We start from the raw sequence: 17,261 nt of genomic DNA, 5'->3' as shown, positions 1-17,261 counted from the left end.
AGATCTGCGGGCTTGATCAGAACGCGGAACATACCGGATGGTCGGGTTGAAGTATCAGCAAACTACGATGGCAGGCGTAACGGGATACCAGCGTGAGGCGACGATCGATGTATCGGGCGGGGCCGCTCGGCTCCGGGCCACACCCGCAGGCGCGCGCCCTTGCGTTCGGGCTTGGCCTCCTCGCTGCGTTGACTGCGCTGTTCTGCTGGTTCGGAGTTCAAGATTTCGAGATCGCTCGAGAACACAAGCAGCGGGACCGGTTCCTCGCGGCCGGGCGAGACGGCGTGCTACGACTGACCACGATCAGCGACACCGACGTGGAAGCGAAGGTCGAGCAGATCCTCGACACGTCAACAGGCGAGTTCCACGAGGACTTTCAGCAGCGGTCGGCGTCGTTCATCGACACGGTCAAGCGTTCCAAGTCGAAAACCGTTGGTACGGTTCTAGAGGTCGGCCTGGAAACCGTCGACACCGACCGTGCCGAGGTGCTGGTCGCGGTTTCGGTCAAGACATCGCTCACCGGCACGCAGGCGCCGGCGCGACTGTGGCGCATGCGAATCAGTCTTCAGGACGTGAACGGGGAAGCCAAGGTGTCCGATGTGGAATTCATTCCGTAAACGACATGCACCGGCGCGGCTCCTGGTCTTCGTCCTCATCCCCGGTGTGGCGCTCCTGCTGACCGTTGGCGTCGGTTACCTGAAGTGGCGAACCGTTGAGGCACGCGCGGCGCTCACCGCCAGTACGGAGTCGGTACAGGCGGCGAGCGAGACCACAGTCGCGTTGTTGTCCTACCGGCCGGACACGGTCGAGGAGACCCTCGTCGCGGTCCGCGACCGGCTCACGGGCGGGTTCCGGGATGTATTCACGTCGCTGACCGCCGACACGGTCATTCCCGGGGCGCGCCAGAAGCAGATCATCTCCTCGGCGACGGTGCCCGCGGCCGCGTCGATTGAAGCGACCGACGTGCACGCGGTGGTGCTCGTGTTCGTGGACCAGACCACCATCGTCGGCACCGACCCTCCGACGCAGACTACGTCCACGGTGAAGGTCACGTTGGACAAGATCGGCAAACAGTGGCTGGTCTCCGATTTCACCCCGCTGTGACGAGGACGACATCGATGAACTTCGCATCCCGCACCGCAATTCGAGGGCTGTCCGCCGTCACCGTGGTGACAGTCGCGCTGGCAGCGACCGTGCCCGCGCATGCACACGCCGACAACAGCCGGCTGAACAAGAGCGTTCGGCAGATGGTCAGCATCGTGCAGTACAAGGCGGGATGTCCTGGCCACGTCAAAGCCAATCCACAGTTGGAGTCGGCCGCGCAACGACACAGCCGGGATGTGCTTAATTCGCGCTGGCTGGACGGTGACCTCGGATCAGACGGATCGACGCCTCAGGACAGAGCGGCCGCCGCCGGCTACCGCGGGAACGTCGAGGAGACCGTGGCCATCAACCCGGCGCTGGCGATCAGCAGCCTTGAACTGATCAAGCAGTGGTATGCCGATCCGCGCAAGTTGGCCACCATGCAGAACTGCGCCAACACCGAAATCGGGGTGTGGTCGGAGAACAGCCTCGATCGGACCGTGGTGGTTGCCGTGTATGGACAACCCGAAGCCAAGTGAATCAGATTGCACGGCAATGTTTTCAGATACTGCTAGCCGAGCCATCATTCACTTGACATGAGCCATACAGGATCTCGATGCTCGACACCGGTCGGCTGACCGCATCGACGCGGAGCGCCGACGTTTCCGGCTGCTCCGATGTGAAAGGCTCGACGTGCCGAACGAGGTCTTCATTTACGATGCGATCCGCACGCCACGCGGGAAGAACCGCAGAGGCGCGCTGACCGGAGTCAAACCGATCAGCCTGGTTATCGGGCTCCTCGAGGCGCTTCGGCGTCGCAACGCGAGTCTCGACCCACGGCTGATCGATGACATCGTGCTCGGCTGCGTGACACCGCTGGGTGACCAGGGTGCCGACATCGCGCGCATCGCGGCGCTGGCGGCGGGGTTCCCGGACACTGTCGCCGGTGTGCAGTTGAACCGGTTCTGTGCATCCGGACTGGAGGCGGTCAACGTTGCAGCGCAGAAGATCGCCTCCGGGTGGGAGTCCCTGGTGCTCGCCGGTGGGGTGGAAAGCATGTCGCGGGTGCCGATGGGCTCCGACGGCGGCGCGTGGGCCCACGATCCGGAGACCAACCTCGCCACCGGCTTCATCCCACAGGGCATCGGCGCCGACCTCATCGCCACGTTGGATGGATTCAGCCGTCACGACGTGGACACCTATGCCGCCGAATCACAGGCCAGAGCCGCCAAGGCCTGGGCGAACGGGGCGTTCGAGAAGTCTGTCATTCCCGTTCTGGACCGCAACGGCCTGACCGTTCTCGACCACGACGAGCACCTGCGGCCCGGAACGACCGTGGAATCGCTGTCATCGCTGAAGCCGGCGTTCGCGACGCTGGGCCGGGAGGCCGGTTTCGATGCGGTGGCACTGCAGAAGTACCACTGGGTCGAGAGCATCGACCATGTCCACACCGGTGGCAACAGTTCGGGCATCGTGGACGGGGCGGCACTGGTGCTGCTGGGAAGTCAGAGCGTCGGCGCGAGACTGGGTTTGACACCGCGGGCCCGTATCGTCGCCACCGCAGTCAGCGGAGCCGACCCCACCATCATGTTGACGGGACCTGCCCCGGCGAGCCGCAAGGCCCTCTCCGTCGCCGGATTGACCATCGACGACATCGACCTCGTCGAGATCAACGAAGCATTCGCGTCGGTGGTCCTGCGATTCATGAAAGACCTTGGTGTGCCCCACGACATCGTCAACGTCAACGGCGGTGCCATCGCGCTCGGTCATCCCCTCGGCGCCACCGGGGCGATGCTGATCTCGACCATCGTCGACGAACTCGAACGCCGCGATCAACGCCGCGGTCTGATCACGTTGTGCGTAGGTGGCGGAATGGGGATCGCCACGATCGTCGAACTGGCTTGACCCCCCTCACTTACCCCTTGCCCGAGAGGAAACACGTGCCCGATAACATAATCGGCTGGTCCCAAGACAACGGCATCGTCACGTTGACGTTCGACGATCCCACACAGGCGGTCAACACGATGAACGCCGCCTACCTCGCCTCTTTCGACCGTGTCCTGTCGAAACTGTCCGAGATGGGCGATTCGCTCACCGGTGTCATCGTCACCTCCGGCAAGCCGACGTTTTTCGCCGGCGGCGACCTGCATGACCTGCTGGCGGCCATGCCCGATGACGCCGCTCGATTCAGCGCATCGACCGCCAGAATCAAAGGCCAGCTCCGCGAACTGGAACGGATCGGCGTCCCAGTAGTCGCTGCCCTCAACGGCACCGCGCTCGGCGGCGGCCTCGAACTTGCGCTGGCCTGTCACTACCGCATCGCCCTGAACGACCCGGCGGTCCGCCTCGGTCTGCCGGAGGTCACGCTGGGCCTGCTGCCCGGCGCGGGCGGAGTGGTGCGCACGGTCCGAATGTTGGGCCTCGACGTCGCGCTGGACAAGGTGCTGCTGCCCGGGAGCCAGTTCGGTCCGGCAGAAGCGCTGGCGCTTGGGATCATCGACGAACTCGCCTCCGATACGGAGGACCTGGCAGATCGGGCCCGTGCCTGGATCCTGGCTCATCCCGACGCCCGCCAGCCTTGGGACGGCGACGACGCGGTACCCGGTGGCCATACCCGCGATGACGCCGTGCAAGCCACCTTGAGCGCGCGACCGGCGAGATTACGCGCAGAGCACAAGGGTTCGCCGATGCCCGCACAGTCGGCGATCCTGGCCGCCGCGGTGGAGAGCGCAGCCGTCGACGTCGACACCGCGCTTGCGGTGGAGACGCGCTACTTCGTCGAACTGGCGACCGGTCAGATCTCCACCAACATCATCCAGGGCACGTTCTTCGACCGCCAGACCGTGCGTTCGGGCGCCAGTAGGCCGCAAGGCTTTCCGCGGCACACGGCCCGCTCGGTGGCCGTGCTCGGCGCGGGCATGATGGGCGGAGGTATCGCGCTGACGTGCGCGTTGGCGGGGCTGCAGGTGAAGCTCAAGGACGTCGACGCGAATCGCGCACGCAGGGGCAGAGGGTACGCCGAGAGGGTGCTCGCCAAGCAGGTCTCTGCGGGCAGGCGCAGCCAGGACGACGCCGATGCGGTACTCGCCCGGATCACCGCCACCGGCGATCTGGCCGACCTCACCGGATGTGATCTGGTCATCGAGGCGGTGTTTGAAGATCCCGAGCTCAAAGCCGACGTGTTGGCAGAGATCATCGAGGTCGTCGCCGATGACGCGGTCATCGCCTCGAACACCTCGACACTTCCGATCACCGGGTTGGCTGAAAGCGTCGACCGGCCAGCCGATTTCATCGGGTTACACTTCTTCTCCCCCGTCGAACGGATGGATCTCGTCGAGATCATCGTCGGGCACCGAACCAGCGACGCCACCCTTGCCAAGGCATTCGACATCGTGCGACAACTCGGCAAGACACCGATTGTGGTCGGCGACGCGCGCGGATTCTTCACCAGCCGTGTCATCCTGGCCCGGTTGCTCGAAGCCGCCGCGATGGTGGGTGAAGGGCTCTCGCCGATATCGATCGAGCAGGCGTCCCTACAGGCCGGATACCCCGTCGGCACACTTGCGCTGCTGGATGAGCTCACCCTCACCCTGCCGCATAAGATCTTCGGCCAGTTCCGCGACGAGGCGCAGACGACCGGCGCCACGTTCGTCGAGCACCCCGGCGATGCGGTGCTGGGAGTGATGATCGACGGCGCATGCCGGCCCGGGCGGGCTGCCGGGGCGGGGTTCTATGACTACACCGACGGGCGACGGGCGGGTCTGTGGCAGGGGCTCGAGGAGCGCTTCCGTCCGAGCCGGCCCGCAGACGACCTGCAGGAGCTGATCGACCGGCTGTTGTTCGCCGAGGCGATCGACACCGCCCGGTGCCTGGAAAGCGGGCTGCTGCGCTCGACCGCCGACGCGAACGTCGGCTCGATTCTCGGCATCGGATTTCCGGTCTGGACCGGTGGCGCCGCCCAGTTCGTCGCCGGGTATCCCGGAGGACCAGCCGGGTTCGTCGCCCGCGCCCGCGAGCTCGAGAACAAGTTCGGGTTTCGCTTCGCGTGCCCGCCGTCACTCAGCGCGGTCGCACCGCTGACCATTTGAATAACCTCCCGTTGAAACCCAGACCGACGCTCCCGTTAATAAGGGGTGATCCCCGCGACCCCGCGAGGCAATGCTCATCGAGCGAGGAGTTGATCACCATTTCTGCGACGACTGGACCCGTGCCCCACACCGATCGAATCGTCCGCTCTGACGATGACACCATCTTGTGCTCAACAGCTTTCGGCAAGGCAGCGGAGGTTATGGCCGCCGGTGAGGATGGGCACCGGACTCGCAGGCGCTGGGTGCGAGCAGGCGCGGTGGCCGCCGGGTTGAGTGTCGCCCTAGTCGCGGGCCAAGGAGTCGCCGCAGCAGAGCCGTCGGACACCGGCACAGACTCCGCTACGGCTTCCGAAGTCGCGCCTAAGGCGGGTTCCTCGGATGAGGATCATTCGTCGACCGGCTCAGCGCAGCACAGCACGATCACCTCATCGCCGGACGAGGGCCCGAAATCGACGGTGTCGGCACAGCAGAACGGCGGCGGCTCCAGCGACGAAACCGATGCAAAAGCGGAGGACGAAACCGACTCGGACACCGACGATGTCGAGGAGACGGAAGACACCGATACGGACTACTCAGATGACGTCGAACCGGGCATCGAGGTCGACGATCAGGACGACACAAGCACAGCTCCCCCGCTGAATTCGTCGTCTCAATCACGATCAACCCCCACGTCGGCAAGTGCGTCGCACGACGACACGACAGGGGCAGCCACGTCGCCTGTCCCTTCGAACGCACTGAGATTCGCCGGATCGGACAGCAAACCCGGTACAGCACAGTACTCCTCACCTCTCAATCCTCTGCTGCAGGCGGCGCACCAGCTCGGTGCGCAGTCGATCGGCAACCCGGCGTCGCCGTCCGTCGGCGCCGGGATTCTCTTTCACGTCAACACGATGTTCGCCGTGGGCGGCAGGTGCGGGTTGATCTGTAACGGTGCTGCGGGCACCGAGGCCAACCCGCACGGCGTCGGCGGCGGCTGGCTGTTCGGCAACGGCGGTGCCGGTTGGTCGAGCAGCACCCCCGGCGTCGCAGGCGGCAACGGTGGCAACGGCGGCCTGTTCTGGGGCCACGGCGGCAACGGCGGAAACGGCGGTGCGGGCGCGACGGGCGGCAGGGGCGGCAACGCGGGCCTGCTGTTCGGCAACGGCGGCACGGGCGGCGCCGGGGGCGCCGGGTTGAGCGGCACCGCTGGTGTCACCGGAGTCAACGGGGGCCGCGGCGGGGACGGCACCGCGGGCGGCGATGGTGGCGCCGGCGGAAACGCCGGCCTGTGGTGGGGACATGGCGGCAACGGTGGATCCGGCGGCGCCGGAGGCAACGGCGGTGCCGGGGCACATGGCGTCGACGCGGCAGAGGACAGCGGCGATGACGGTGGCGTCGGCGGCAACGGAGGCACGGGCGGAACCGGAGGCGCGGGCGGCGCGGGCGGCACGGGGTCGCTGATGTTCGGCCACGGCGGCGACGGCGGCGCGGGCGGCGCGGCCGGCTCCGGGGGCGCCGGCGGGTTCGGTGGCACAGGGGGCGCGAGCGTGATCACGCTGCCCGGCGGCAAGCTCACCGACAGCGGCGCGGCGGGTGGCGTCGGCGGTATCGGCGGTGCGGCCGGACTTGCCGGCATCGGCGGATCCGGAGGTGCGGGCGGCTTGTTCGGCCAGGCCGGTCTCGACGGTGCCATCGGCGCGTTCGGTACGGCCGGTGCCGACGGCGGTATCGGCGGCGCCGGCGGCCTGGGTGGTCGGCTGCCCATCATCGACCCTGACACCGCCACGCCCGAACAGCTGAAATTGATTGCGCTGATGAAAGAGCTCGGGCTTCCGATCCAAGCGGTAACCGGCATTCAACTCGAGGATGTCGACGGACGACTCGTCGGACCGCTCAACGCCTATCTGTACAACCCGGTGATCGGCCAGGCGATCTTCAACGTGGGCAACACCTTTGCCTCGTCGAGTCTGCCTGCGCGCGTCAAGGAGATCATCATTCTGTCCGTCGGTGGACAGTGGGGATCCGAGTACGAGCTCTATGCACATGTGAAGGCCGCGCAGCTGTACGGCATCGATGCCGAGGCGATCGACTCCCTGGCCAACGGCCAGGCCCCGGCGGGCCTCACCGGCAACGAATTGGTCGCCGCCCAGTTCGTTCAGGAACTGGTGTCGACGCACCGGGTCAGCGACGCAACCTACGCCGCGGCGGTGGAGGCATTCGGGCAGGCGGGCGTGGTCGACATGGCCAATCTGGCCGGTACGTACCTTGGCGCCTCGGCACTGCTCAACGCATTCGAGGTGCAGGGGCCGGACCAGTTCGCCGCCCCCATCCCGCCGGCTCCGCCGTCACCGGTGCCGCCCAGCGACGAGTACGGTCTGGGCGGGCGGCTGCCGTTGCTCGACCTGAGCACGGCAACCCCGGCACAACTCGAGCTCGCGGCGCAGATCAAGGCGGTCGCGATCCCGACACAGCAGGCCACCGGGATTCAACTGCTGTCCCCGGAGGGACAGCTGATCGGCCCGCTGAACTCCTATCTGTACAACCCGACGATCGGTGGGGCGCTCTTCGACGTCGGCAACGCGTTCGCCGCCTCGACGCTGTCGCCGAGGGTCAAGGAGATCATCATTCTGTCCGTCGGCGGGCAGTGGGGTTCGGGATATGAGCTCTACGCCCACAAGCTTGCCGCGCAGATGGTCGGGGTTCCTCAGGATGCGATCGACGCGCTTGCCAGCGGAGAGCCGGCGGTGGGATTGTCCGGCGACGAGCTGATCGCCGCCCAGTTCGTCCAGGAACTGGTGTCGACCTACCGTGTCAGCAATGACACCTACCACGCAGCTGAAGCGGCATTCGGGCAACGCGGGCTCGTCGACCTGGTCAACCTGGCCGGCACCTATCTCGGCGCCTCGGCCACGTTGAACGTCTTCGCGATTCCGGTTCCGCCGGAGCAGCCGTAGCCAACGTCGTCCACACCAACTTCTGTACCGGAACTGCGGGGGCCCGAACCCGTAGCTCCGATACAGAAGGTGGTGTCGCGGACGATCATCGACATGTCATGAATTGGCCCGTGACATGGGTCTGTAATGCACGGAAGTATCTGTCCTACTTGGCAAAACTTGGAATTGCCGTTACCCGGGGTGGGCAGCTGGGTGATCGTCGACCCGAACGCCACCTGTTGACCGCCCATAGCCAGATGGATGGTGCGGTCCGAAGAAATCGAGGCTAGCCCGTTGAGTTTTCCTCACGCAGTTGCACCGCCCGAGCGTACAGTCGGCCGGCGCGGTAGGACGACCGCACGAGCGGCCCGGCTAGCACACCAGCGAATCCGAGACCCTCAGCATAGGTGGCGAAGTCGGCGAACTCGTCCGGGTGTACCCAGCGGTCGACCGGATGATGCCGCGGTGACGGTCGCAGGTACTGGGTGATGGTGACGATGTCACATCCCGCCCCTCGCAGGTCCCGCAAAGCCTGGTGAACCTCACCGGTGGCTTCCCCGAGTCCGAGGATGAGGTTCGATTTGGTGACCAAGCCGGCGTCGTGGGCGGCTGCAAGGACGTCGAGGCTGCGCCGGTAGCCGAAGGCCGGCCGGATCCGCCTGAAGATCCGCGGAACCGTTTCCAGGTTGTGTGCCAGCACTTCTGGTCGCGTCCGAAATACCTTATCGAGTAAGGCTGCCTCGGCGTTGAAGTCAGGGATGAGCAACTCCACACCGGTGGCGGGGTTCAGCGTCTTGATCTCGCGGACAGTCTGGGCGTAGAGCCACGCGCCGCCATCGGGCAGATCATCGCGCGCGACGCCGGTGACCGTTGCATACCGCAGACCCATCGCCTGCACGCTCTCGGCCACCCGGCGCGGTTCGTCGCGATCGAGCGGCGCCGGTCTGCCCGTGTCGATCTGGCAGAAGTCGCAGCGCCGACTGCATTGATTTCCGCCGATAAGAAACGTCGCCTCCCGGTCCTCCCAGCATTCGAAGATGTTGGGGCAGCCCGCTTCCTGGCACACGGTATGCAGGTTTTCGCGGCTCACCAGGTCACGCAGCTCGGTGTACTCCGGTCCCATGTGGGCCCGGATTCTGATCCACGGCGGTTTGTCCTCGATCGGGGTGTGTGCGTTGCGCACCTCCAACCGCAACAACCGGCGTCCGCCCGGGGTGACGGCCACGGCCCCGGCTAGGAGATCCTGGCGATCGGGCTGGCCTGTTGCACACCCTGGTCTTCGGCGACCAGCAGCGTGATCGTGCCTGACTGGGGGGCAACGATTTCCATGTCGGCCTTGTCTACGGCCACTTCGGCGATCAGGTCACCCTCGATGACTTCGTCCCCGTCGGCGACGAACCAGGTGGACACCACCCCCTCGGCGTCCGGGTCATTCTCCGACATCGGGGGGAACAAGACGTCTCTCATGGATTCTCTATTTCCTCATCATCTCGACCACAGCGGCGCGGATGCGCTCAGGGGTGGGGAGCACGGCCAGCTCGAGTGGCCGGGCATAGGGCAACGACACATCGGGGACGCAAACACGGGCCGGCGGAACCGTGAACAGTTTCGGGTCGCGTTCGGTGACGCGGGCGATGATCTCACCGGAGAGTCCGAATGACTCATAGTCCTCATCGACCACGAGCATGCGGCCGGTCTTGGCTACCGACTCGAGGACGGTGTCGGTATCGAGCGGCACCAGGCTGCGCAGATCCACCACCTCGCAGTCGATCCCGTCATTGGCCAGTTCGTCGGCGACATCGAGGGAATGGTGCACCGACAGCGACAGGGTGACGATCGAGATGTCGGTGCCAGGCCGGACGACGTTGGCCTTGCCCAAGTCGATCTCGTAGGAGTCCCGAGGGACCGGGCCAAGGGAGCGACTGGTCTTGGCCATCCAGGACAGCCCCATGATGCCCTTGTGGAACATGTAGACGACCGGGTTGTCATCGCGGATCGCCGCGATCATCATGCCCTTGGCGTCGGCGGGCGAACTCGGTACCACGACCTTCATTCCCGGCAGGTGCGCGAAGGTGCCCCACAGGCACTGCGAATGTTGTGCGCCGTCCGAATAACCGCCGCCGACGGCCGACATCAGCACCAGAGGCACCCTGATGTTGCCTCCAGAAAGCAGATGAATTTTAGCCATGTGGTTGTAGATCTGATCCATGCAGACACCGAAGAAGTCGACGAACATCAACTCCACGATCGGCCGCATTCCCTCGATCGCCGCACCGACGGCGGCGCCGATGAAGCCGGTCTCCGAGATCGGCGTGTCGATCACCCGCTCCGGACCGAACCGGTCGATCAAGCCGGCAGTCTGGTCGAAGACCCCACCGAACGGGCCGATATCCTCGCCCATTACGAACACCGATGGGTCGCGCTCCATCTCCGAGGAGATGGCTTCGACCATCGCCTTGGAGACTGTCAACTTCCGCGTTGCGCGTACGCTGGTGGTCATGTCTGCTCCTTTGCGTGAGGTCTAGACGAACTGGTAGTCACGGGCTGTGGCCGGATCAGGGACCGGCGAGCCTTTGGCGAACCGGATTGCGCTCTCGACTTTCTCGACCGCCCACGCTTCGATTTCGGCCGCCGTGTCGGCACTGAGCACAGCGGAATCGCGCAGCCGTTTCTCATATGCCGGAAGGGGATCGGCTGCGGCGACACCTTCGAGGTCAGGCCGGTACACCTGGGCGTCGCCTTCGAAGTGCCCCCACAGTCGCAGCGTCTCGACTTCGATCAAGGTGGGGCCGCCGCCGTTGCGGGCGCGGGTGATCGCTTCGCCGGCCGCGTCATAGATGGCCTCCACGTCGTTGTCCTTGACCAGGACCCCCGGCATTCCGTAGGCCACGGCGCGGTCGGCGTTGGAGGCAATCGCGGTCGACTGCTTCTTGGCCACAGAGACCCCCCAGCCGTTGTCTTCGATCACGAAGACAACCGGAAGGTTCCACAGGGCCGCGAGGTTGAGCGACTCGTGGAAGGCGCCCTGGTTCGCTGCGCCATCGCCGGTGGCGGCCAGCGCCACCCGTCCGGCTCCCTCCCGTTTGAAGACCATTGCGATGCCGAGGGCGGTTGGCAGCCCTTCGGCGATGATTCCCGAGCAGGAAAAGTGTGTCTCCTGGTCGAACAGGTGCATGTGCCCGCCTCGGCCCTTGCCGAGACCGTCTACGCGCCCGAATATCTCGGCGGTCATCTTGTCGATGTCGACGCCCTTGGCAAGCGCCCAGCCGTGCGGACGGTGCGGCCCGGTGATGGCATCCTCTCGCCTCAGATGCGCGCAGAAGCCTGCCGGCACCGGTTCCTGCCCGGTCGACAGGTGCATCTCGCCGGGAATCTGTCCCATCGCGATGTTGAAGCTTGGCTTCTTGTCGAGGTGGTATTCGCGAAGGATCGCCTCCTCGTAGGTTCGGATCAACCGCATCATCCGGTACAGGTCGAGTCGCGTCGCGCTGTCCATGCCCAGGTCTCCTTCACGTCGTGGTTCGCATGTACACCTTCGTGGCCGACGGAACGCGAGACAACGCACCGAATTTCAAATGCTTCCAGATGACGGCGGTGTGATCAGGTACTGCGAATCGCGGTCACGAATTCGATAGCCGTGATGACGTCCACGGTGGGAGTCGGGACCCCATAGGTTGCGAAAACCGCGGCGGCGGTGAAGCTCGTCGCTGCCCATCGATGTGCCTGGAAATGATCTGCGACCATCTCGCGTCCCGAAACAGCTGCCGCCGTGGATGTATCGAGCCGATGCTCGACGGATCGCACGTTCGTACCGGGTGATCCCGCGATCCTTTCCCTGAGTTTGTTGACGTCGACCACCGTATCGGCGGCGAACCTGCTGCCAGCGGGGCTGAGCGCGGCGACCCCGTCGAGGAGCCGGAGGCGGGCCGTCGCCGGCAGATAGGGCATGAGCCCTTCGGCACTCCATGCGGTGGGCACCGTGTCGTCGAAGCCGTTGTGGCGGAGAACCGTGACCCAATCATCGCGCAGGTCCACCCCGACGACACGGTGGTCGACCCGAGGGTGCACGCCAAGATTGGTCATCGTCCGGGTCTTGAAGCTCAACACCTCGGCGAGGTCCAACTCGTACAGCGTGGCACCGGGCGACCAGGGCAACCGGTAGGCCCGGGAGTCGAGTCCTGCTCCGATGATCACGACCTGGGTCGTTCCGGCGTGCTGGCTCGCGGTGAGGAAGTCGTCGAAGAACCTGCTCCGCGTGGCGACCCAGTCCACCATGCCTGGCAGGGCGAAGCCGGACTCGTCGAGTTCTCCGGCGGCGAGCCGTGTGAAGAATTCGACGCCGACGGCTGATACCAATGGCTCGGCGTAGGGGTCGATGATCAGTGGGTCTTGTCTTTTGGCCGCGGCGGCTCGCGCGGCAGCCGCCTCGGTGGCGGTCAGTCCGAGACCGGATCCGGGGTCCCAATCAGCGCGGGACTGGGTCATCGCGCGTCGCCCTGCAGTGGACGGACACCGTTCTTTCGCACCGTGACATCCCCGCTGACCCGGGCCTGGCAGGCGAGCCGGATGCGACCCGCCGATCCCCTGCGAGCCAACAGCATCTCGACCGTTTCGATTTCCCTGGAACCGGGGTGGGACAGGTGTTCCTCCCCTGTCGTCACCTCCACCCAGCAGATCGAGCACGTACCGTCGCCGTGACACAGTGTCGGCCAGCGGTATCCGCTGCGCACCGCCGCGTCCATGATCGTCTCGCCCTCGGCGATGGTGAGCACGGCACCGACGGGGTCCACCCGAACGCAGTGGTTTTCAGTCGGTGCCGAGCGGCAGGCCATCCACCGTCACTTCGCCAGATATTCGGACAGAGCCCGGTGCAGGTTGCTCACGTTGCCGTCCGGCCGTCCCCACAGCGGGCCGCGGAAGCCACAGGAGTGCACACCGCGCTGCCAGTACGGCAGGTTCGTGAAGTCCTGCATCGCCACAGTGCCCCAGGCCTTGGTGTCACGCCAGTCTTCGTAGAACTCGAACTCCATAGGCGGACGTTCGGCACCGTCGGCGAAGAGCTTCATGTAATAGATATCGATGATGCACTGTTCGTGGTTGAGGCCGTTGGGGGTGAACCGCAGGATCAGCGCGTTGCCCGCGTTGCACGGAATGGTGAAGTTCGGGAAGATGTTCCACAGTTCACCGGCTAGCAGCTCGGAATCGTCGAAGCCGCTGAGATCAATGCCTTCGGCCTTGGCTTGCTGACGCCGAACGTCGGCAAAAAAGGTACCCATGCTGACGTCTTCGGGCAGCGCCATCGCGGTGTCCAGCAGCGCGTTGGCCATCTCGACATCGGCCTCGTTGTAGTAATCAAACTCGGCCAGGTCAGCCGTCAGAGCCAGCAGGATGTCCTTGCGGTCCCCGACATCATCACCAAGCCGAGCGCTCGGTCGGCCAACGTTGCCCGGCTTGATCCGGTGCATTCCATGATCGCCGTGCTGCTCGTAGATCATCCCCGTATCGTCGAGGTACCGTAGGGCCTGCGGATGGGTACCGACGGCGTGGTAGGTTTCGATGAACGCTTCGTGGCCCAGCTTCCAGTTACAGTCCACCACCGCGGATCTCAGCCGTGTGCACACCATCTTGTGAATTCCATAGTGCTCCACCCGTTCCCGCACCGGACCCAAAAACTCGTGTAGTGGCGCCGCGTTCTGGTCCATGTTGATGAAGACGAAGCCCGCCCACACTTCCACCTTGCACTCGGGGAGTCGTAGGGCCTGTGGCGAGATGGCGTTCCGGTCGAAGTCCTGCGGGTCGATGACTTCCTTGAGCGACCCATCGAGATTCCAGCACCAGGAGTGCGACCGGCACCGAATCTCGCGGGTCGATCCCCTGCCGTCCTTGAGGCGCATGCCGCGGTGTTGGCACACGTTGTGCAGGGCCTTGATCTCCCCGGCCTCGGTGCGCACGATCAGGATCGACTGATCACCGATCTGATACTCACAGAAGTCGCCGGGATTCTCGACTTCTTCGATCCGGCAAGCCACCTGCCAGACTCGCGGCCACAGCTTCTCGTTCTCCAGCCTGGCGAAGTCGGCCGAGGTGTACCGGTCACGAATCCCGAGTTCCGGTCCAGTACTGCGGTAGTCGCGCTGTGTCCCGGGTTGAGCGGTGGCTGTCATCGAAAGGTTCTCCTATCACTCACCGGCGCCGGTTCTTGTTCCGGATCCGATGTCGCCTCAAGTGCACCCGATTCCCGTCTGCCATACAACACGCGAATTTTCAAATGACGACCGCAGTAAGGTTTATTCGATCATGCTTTGTACCAATGCTTTTCCGGCTCTACGTTCATAGCCCGAGGCTGCGACCGATGAGGTCCTTCATGACCTCAGTGGTCCCGCCGTATATCGTCTGGATCCGGGTGTCGACGAAGTCCTTGGCCACCTTGTACTCGTTCATGTATCCGTATCCGCCGTGGAGCTGCAAACAGGCGTCCACCACACGCTTGGCCAGTTCGGTGCTCCACCATTTGACCTTGGCCGCGTCGACAGCGTTGAAATCCCCGTCTGCCACCGCCTGCAGACATCGGTCGACATACTGCTGTGCGATGTCGAGCTCGGTATCGAGTTCAGCAAGGACGAACCGGTTGTGCTGGAAACTCCCGATCGGCTGCCCGAACGCGGTGCGGTCCCTGGCGTACTGCAGGGTGGTTCGCAATGTCTCACGTGCACCCGCAACGGCCGCGACAGCGATCGAGAGCCGTTCGGACGGCAGGTTTTCCATGAGGTGATAGAAGCCGCGGTTCTCCTCACCGAGGAGGTTGGCGGCCGGAATACGGACGTCGGTGAAGCTGAGTTCGGCGGTGTCCTGCGCTGGCTGCCCCATCTTGTCGAGTTTGCGACCACGCTCGAAGCCGGCCATACCGCGTTCGACGACCAACAATGAGAAGCCTTTATGGCCGGCGGCCGGGTCGGTGCGCGCCACCACGATCACCAAGTCGCTGTTGATACCGGCGGAGATGAACGTCTTGGACCCGCTGAGGATCCAGTCCGGCCCGGACCGAACCGCGGTCGTACGGATGCCAGCCAGATCGCTGCCGGCGGACGGTTCACTCATCGCAATCGCCCCGATGAGCTCCCCGGTTGTGTAACCCGGCAGCCACCGCTCCTTCTGTTCGGGTGTGGCCAGGGACTTGAAGTATGGACCGACGATGTCGTTGTGCACGCTTAGTGCCGGGGTCAGAAACCCGAACTTGGCGAGTTCCTCGACGATCACGGCGTTGAACCGAAAGTCGTCAGATCCCCCGCCGCCATACTCCTCGGGCATGTTGAAGCCGATCAGACCGTAGCGCCCTGCCGCGCTGTACGCCGACCGGTCGACGATGCCGTTCGCCTCCCACTTCTCGGCGTTCGGCGCCACTTCGCGCTCGATGTAGCGTCGGGCCGTCTGCCTGAGCTGTTCGTGCTCCGGCTCGAAGATCGACCGTCTCATGCTGGATTCCTCGTGATCAGTACTGCTCGCTAGGTCGACTGCTCGGCGGGTTGCGCGGCGGAAAGCCCGATGAATCGGTAGTTCTCGAACCGGGCCCGCAAGGTCTTCTTGCTGAACTTGCCGACGCTCGTTTTGGGTATCGAATCGATGAACTCGACGCCGTCCGGAAGCCACCATCTGGAGACCCGCGGCGTCAGATGTTCGATGAGTTCCTCGACGCTCAGTGATTCCCCTGGCTGCACCACCACACAAGCCAGTGGCCGCTCGCCCCAGCGCTCGTGAGGAACCGCGATCACCGCCGCTTCGGCGACCTTGGGATGAGCCATGATCTCGTTCTCCAGTTGCACGGAACTGATCCACTCGCCGCCGGACTTGATCAGATCCTTCGTGCGGTCGACGAGGAGCAACGAGCCGAATTCGTCGCACACCCCGACGTCGCCGGTGCGCAGCCAGCCGTCGGGGGTGAAGGCAGAATCGTTCGCGTCGCTGCGGTAGTAAGCACCCGCGATCCAGGGTCCGGCGACCTGTACCTCTCCGGCTGAGCGGTCGTCCCAGGGCTGTTCGGCTCCGTTGTCGTCAGCAAGCCGGAGCTGCACCAGCGGAACGGGCGGCCCCTGGCGCTCCCGTGTCGCGGCCAGTTGGTCCTCTGACAGCCGAGCGTGGTGCGAACGGGGCGTACCGGTTGTGGCCAACGGGCTGGTCTCGGTCATCCCCCAGACATGGGTCAGCGGAACCCCGATGGAATGTACGTATGTTTGCGACAGCGCTTTGGGAACTGCCGACCCGCCGCTGAGAATGAATCGCACCGACGACAGGTCGTAATCGTCGAGCATCGGTACCAGGCTCATCCAGATCGTCGGCACGGCCGCGGTCACAGTGACGCGATGGTCGGCCAACAAACCCAGCAACGCGGCTGGGTCCATGTTGGGGCCGGGGAGCACCAGCGACGCACCCGCCAGCAGCGCCGCATACGGCAGGCCCCACGAGTTGGCGTGAAACATCGGCACGATCGGCATCACGACGTCGCTTTCGGAGAGGCCCGTCACGTCGGCGGCGAGTGCGGCCAAGGAATGCAGCACGGTGGATCGGTGTGAATAGACCACACCCCTGGGGTTGCCGGTGGTACCCGACGTGTAACACATCGCTGCCGCGCGGTGCTCGTCGGTGACGCGAAATTCGCCGTCGTACGGTCGGTTCTGCAGCAGACCGTCGAAGGTGAGCACGCGCGGATCGTCGGGGAGCTCGTTGGATGCACCGTCGTCGATGACGACGAAGTACTTCACGCTCGACAGTTGGTCGGCGAGTGGCCACAGGATACCGAGCAACGACCGGTCGACGAAGAGGATTTCATCTCGTGCATGGTTGACGATGTAAATGATCTGCTCACCGAACAGCCGAATGTTGATGGTGTGCAACACCCGTCCGGTACACGGCGCGGCCAAATACAGGGCTAGGTGGTCGACGGTATTCCAGCAAAACGTACCGATCCGCGCGTCGGCGGCCAGTCCCAACGCATCGAACGCCGTGGCTAGGCGGCGCACCTTCTGGCAGACCTCACCGATTGTGGACACCGACACAGTCCCGTCCGCGCCGGCGGTGGCGATCTCCTTGTGGCCGAAGTACCGCTCGGCGCGATGGAGCAGATGAGGCAGCGTGAGCGGTCGATCCTGCATCAAGCCAAGCACGGCAGTTCCTTTCTCCTGTC

At 64.8% G+C, this 17,261-nt stretch carries 15 protein-coding genes; 6 read left to right on the top strand and 9 right to left on the bottom strand.

What is annotated here, in order from left to right:
- Positions 1–92 precede the first annotated feature (92 nt).
- The 6 genes from MELE44368_RS13425 to MELE44368_RS13400 all read left to right on the top strand — a co-directional run bounded on the left by MELE44368_RS13425 (position 93) and on the right by MELE44368_RS13400 (position 8,104).
- Positions 93–617, top strand: coding sequence for an Rv1363c family protein (locus tag MELE44368_RS13425; RefSeq protein ID WP_128108945.1), 525 nt, complete (start codon positions 93–95; stop codon positions 615–617).
- Entirely contained in the window at positions 598–1,104 is a 507-nt protein-coding gene (locus MELE44368_RS13420) for a hypothetical protein (protein WP_128108944.1), read from the top strand. Before MELE44368_RS13425 ends, MELE44368_RS13420 begins: the two co-directional genes overlap by 20 nt.
- 14 nt (positions 1,105–1,118) lie before the next feature.
- Entirely contained in the window at positions 1,119–1,622 is a 504-nt protein-coding gene (locus MELE44368_RS13415; protein ID WP_128108943.1) for a CAP domain-containing protein, read from the top strand.
- Positions 1,623–1,776: 154 nt separating this feature from the next.
- On the top strand, positions 1,777–2,988 hold the full coding sequence (locus MELE44368_RS13410; protein ID WP_128108942.1) for an acetyl-CoA C-acetyltransferase: 1,212 nt from the start codon (positions 1,777–1,779) through the stop codon (positions 2,986–2,988).
- A gap of 35 nt (positions 2,989–3,023) precedes the next feature.
- On the top strand, positions 3,024–5,171 hold the full coding sequence (locus MELE44368_RS13405) for a 3-hydroxyacyl-CoA dehydrogenase NAD-binding domain-containing protein (RefSeq protein ID WP_128108941.1): 2,148 nt from the start codon (positions 3,024–3,026) through the stop codon (positions 5,169–5,171).
- A 455-nt stretch (positions 5,172–5,626) separates the two neighbouring features.
- On the top strand, positions 5,627–8,104 hold the full coding sequence (locus MELE44368_RS13400; protein WP_128108940.1) for a carboxymuconolactone decarboxylase family protein: 2,478 nt from the start codon (positions 5,627–5,629) through the stop codon (positions 8,102–8,104).
- 265 nt (positions 8,105–8,369) lie between these two features.
- Here MELE44368_RS13400 and lipA read toward each other — a convergent pair whose 3' ends face one another.
- From lipA to MELE44368_RS13355, 9 genes are all read right to left on the bottom strand, one after another.
- Positions 8,370–9,308, bottom strand: a complete 939-nt coding sequence (gene lipA, locus MELE44368_RS13395) for a lipoyl synthase (protein ID WP_128108939.1) — start codon at positions 9,306–9,308, stop codon at positions 8,370–8,372.
- 8 nt (positions 9,309–9,316) lie between these two features.
- Positions 9,317–9,550, bottom strand: a complete 234-nt coding sequence (locus MELE44368_RS13390; RefSeq protein ID WP_128108938.1) for a biotin/lipoyl-containing protein — start codon at positions 9,548–9,550, stop codon at positions 9,317–9,319.
- A 7-nt stretch (positions 9,551–9,557) separates the two neighbouring features.
- Complete coding sequence (locus MELE44368_RS13385; protein WP_128108937.1) at positions 9,558–10,583, bottom strand: alpha-ketoacid dehydrogenase subunit beta; 1,026 nt, start codon at positions 10,581–10,583, stop codon at positions 9,558–9,560.
- Between the two features lie 21 nt (positions 10,584–10,604).
- Positions 10,605–11,579, bottom strand: a complete 975-nt coding sequence (locus MELE44368_RS13380) for a thiamine pyrophosphate-dependent dehydrogenase E1 component subunit alpha (RefSeq protein ID WP_128108936.1) — start codon at positions 11,577–11,579, stop codon at positions 10,605–10,607.
- Positions 11,580–11,683: 104 nt separating this feature from the next.
- A complete protein-coding gene (locus MELE44368_RS13375; RefSeq protein WP_128108935.1) occupies positions 11,684–12,568 on the bottom strand; it encodes a class I SAM-dependent methyltransferase in 885 nt (294 codons plus the stop codon).
- A complete protein-coding gene (locus MELE44368_RS13370) occupies positions 12,565–12,873 on the bottom strand; it encodes a 2Fe-2S iron-sulfur cluster-binding protein (RefSeq protein ID WP_241566608.1) in 309 nt (102 codons plus the stop codon). The genes MELE44368_RS13375 and MELE44368_RS13370 overlap by 4 nt, the downstream gene beginning before the upstream one ends.
- A 48-nt stretch (positions 12,874–12,921) precedes the next feature.
- A complete protein-coding gene (locus MELE44368_RS13365; protein WP_128108933.1) occupies positions 12,922–14,247 on the bottom strand; it encodes an aromatic ring-hydroxylating oxygenase subunit alpha in 1,326 nt (441 codons plus the stop codon).
- 166 nt (positions 14,248–14,413) lie between these two features.
- Positions 14,414–15,556 carry an acyl-CoA dehydrogenase family protein gene (locus tag MELE44368_RS13360; protein WP_128108932.1) on the bottom strand — a complete coding sequence of 381 codons (1,143 nt, stop codon included), beginning with the start codon at positions 15,554–15,556 and terminating at the stop codon, positions 14,414–14,416.
- A 29-nt stretch (positions 15,557–15,585) separates the two neighbouring features.
- A complete protein-coding gene (locus MELE44368_RS13355) occupies positions 15,586–17,229 on the bottom strand; it encodes a long-chain fatty acid--CoA ligase (RefSeq protein ID WP_241566607.1) in 1,644 nt (547 codons plus the stop codon).
- Positions 17,230–17,261: the final 32 nt, after the last annotated feature.

Origin of the sequence: Mycolicibacterium elephantis DSM 44368, from assembly GCF_004014805.1 — a bacterium.
Classification (GTDB): Bacteria; Actinomycetota; Actinomycetes; order Mycobacteriales; family Mycobacteriaceae; genus Mycobacterium; species Mycobacterium elephantis.
Note: the sequence above shows the minus strand (reverse complement) of the source record. Positions and strands in the feature narration are given on the sequence as shown.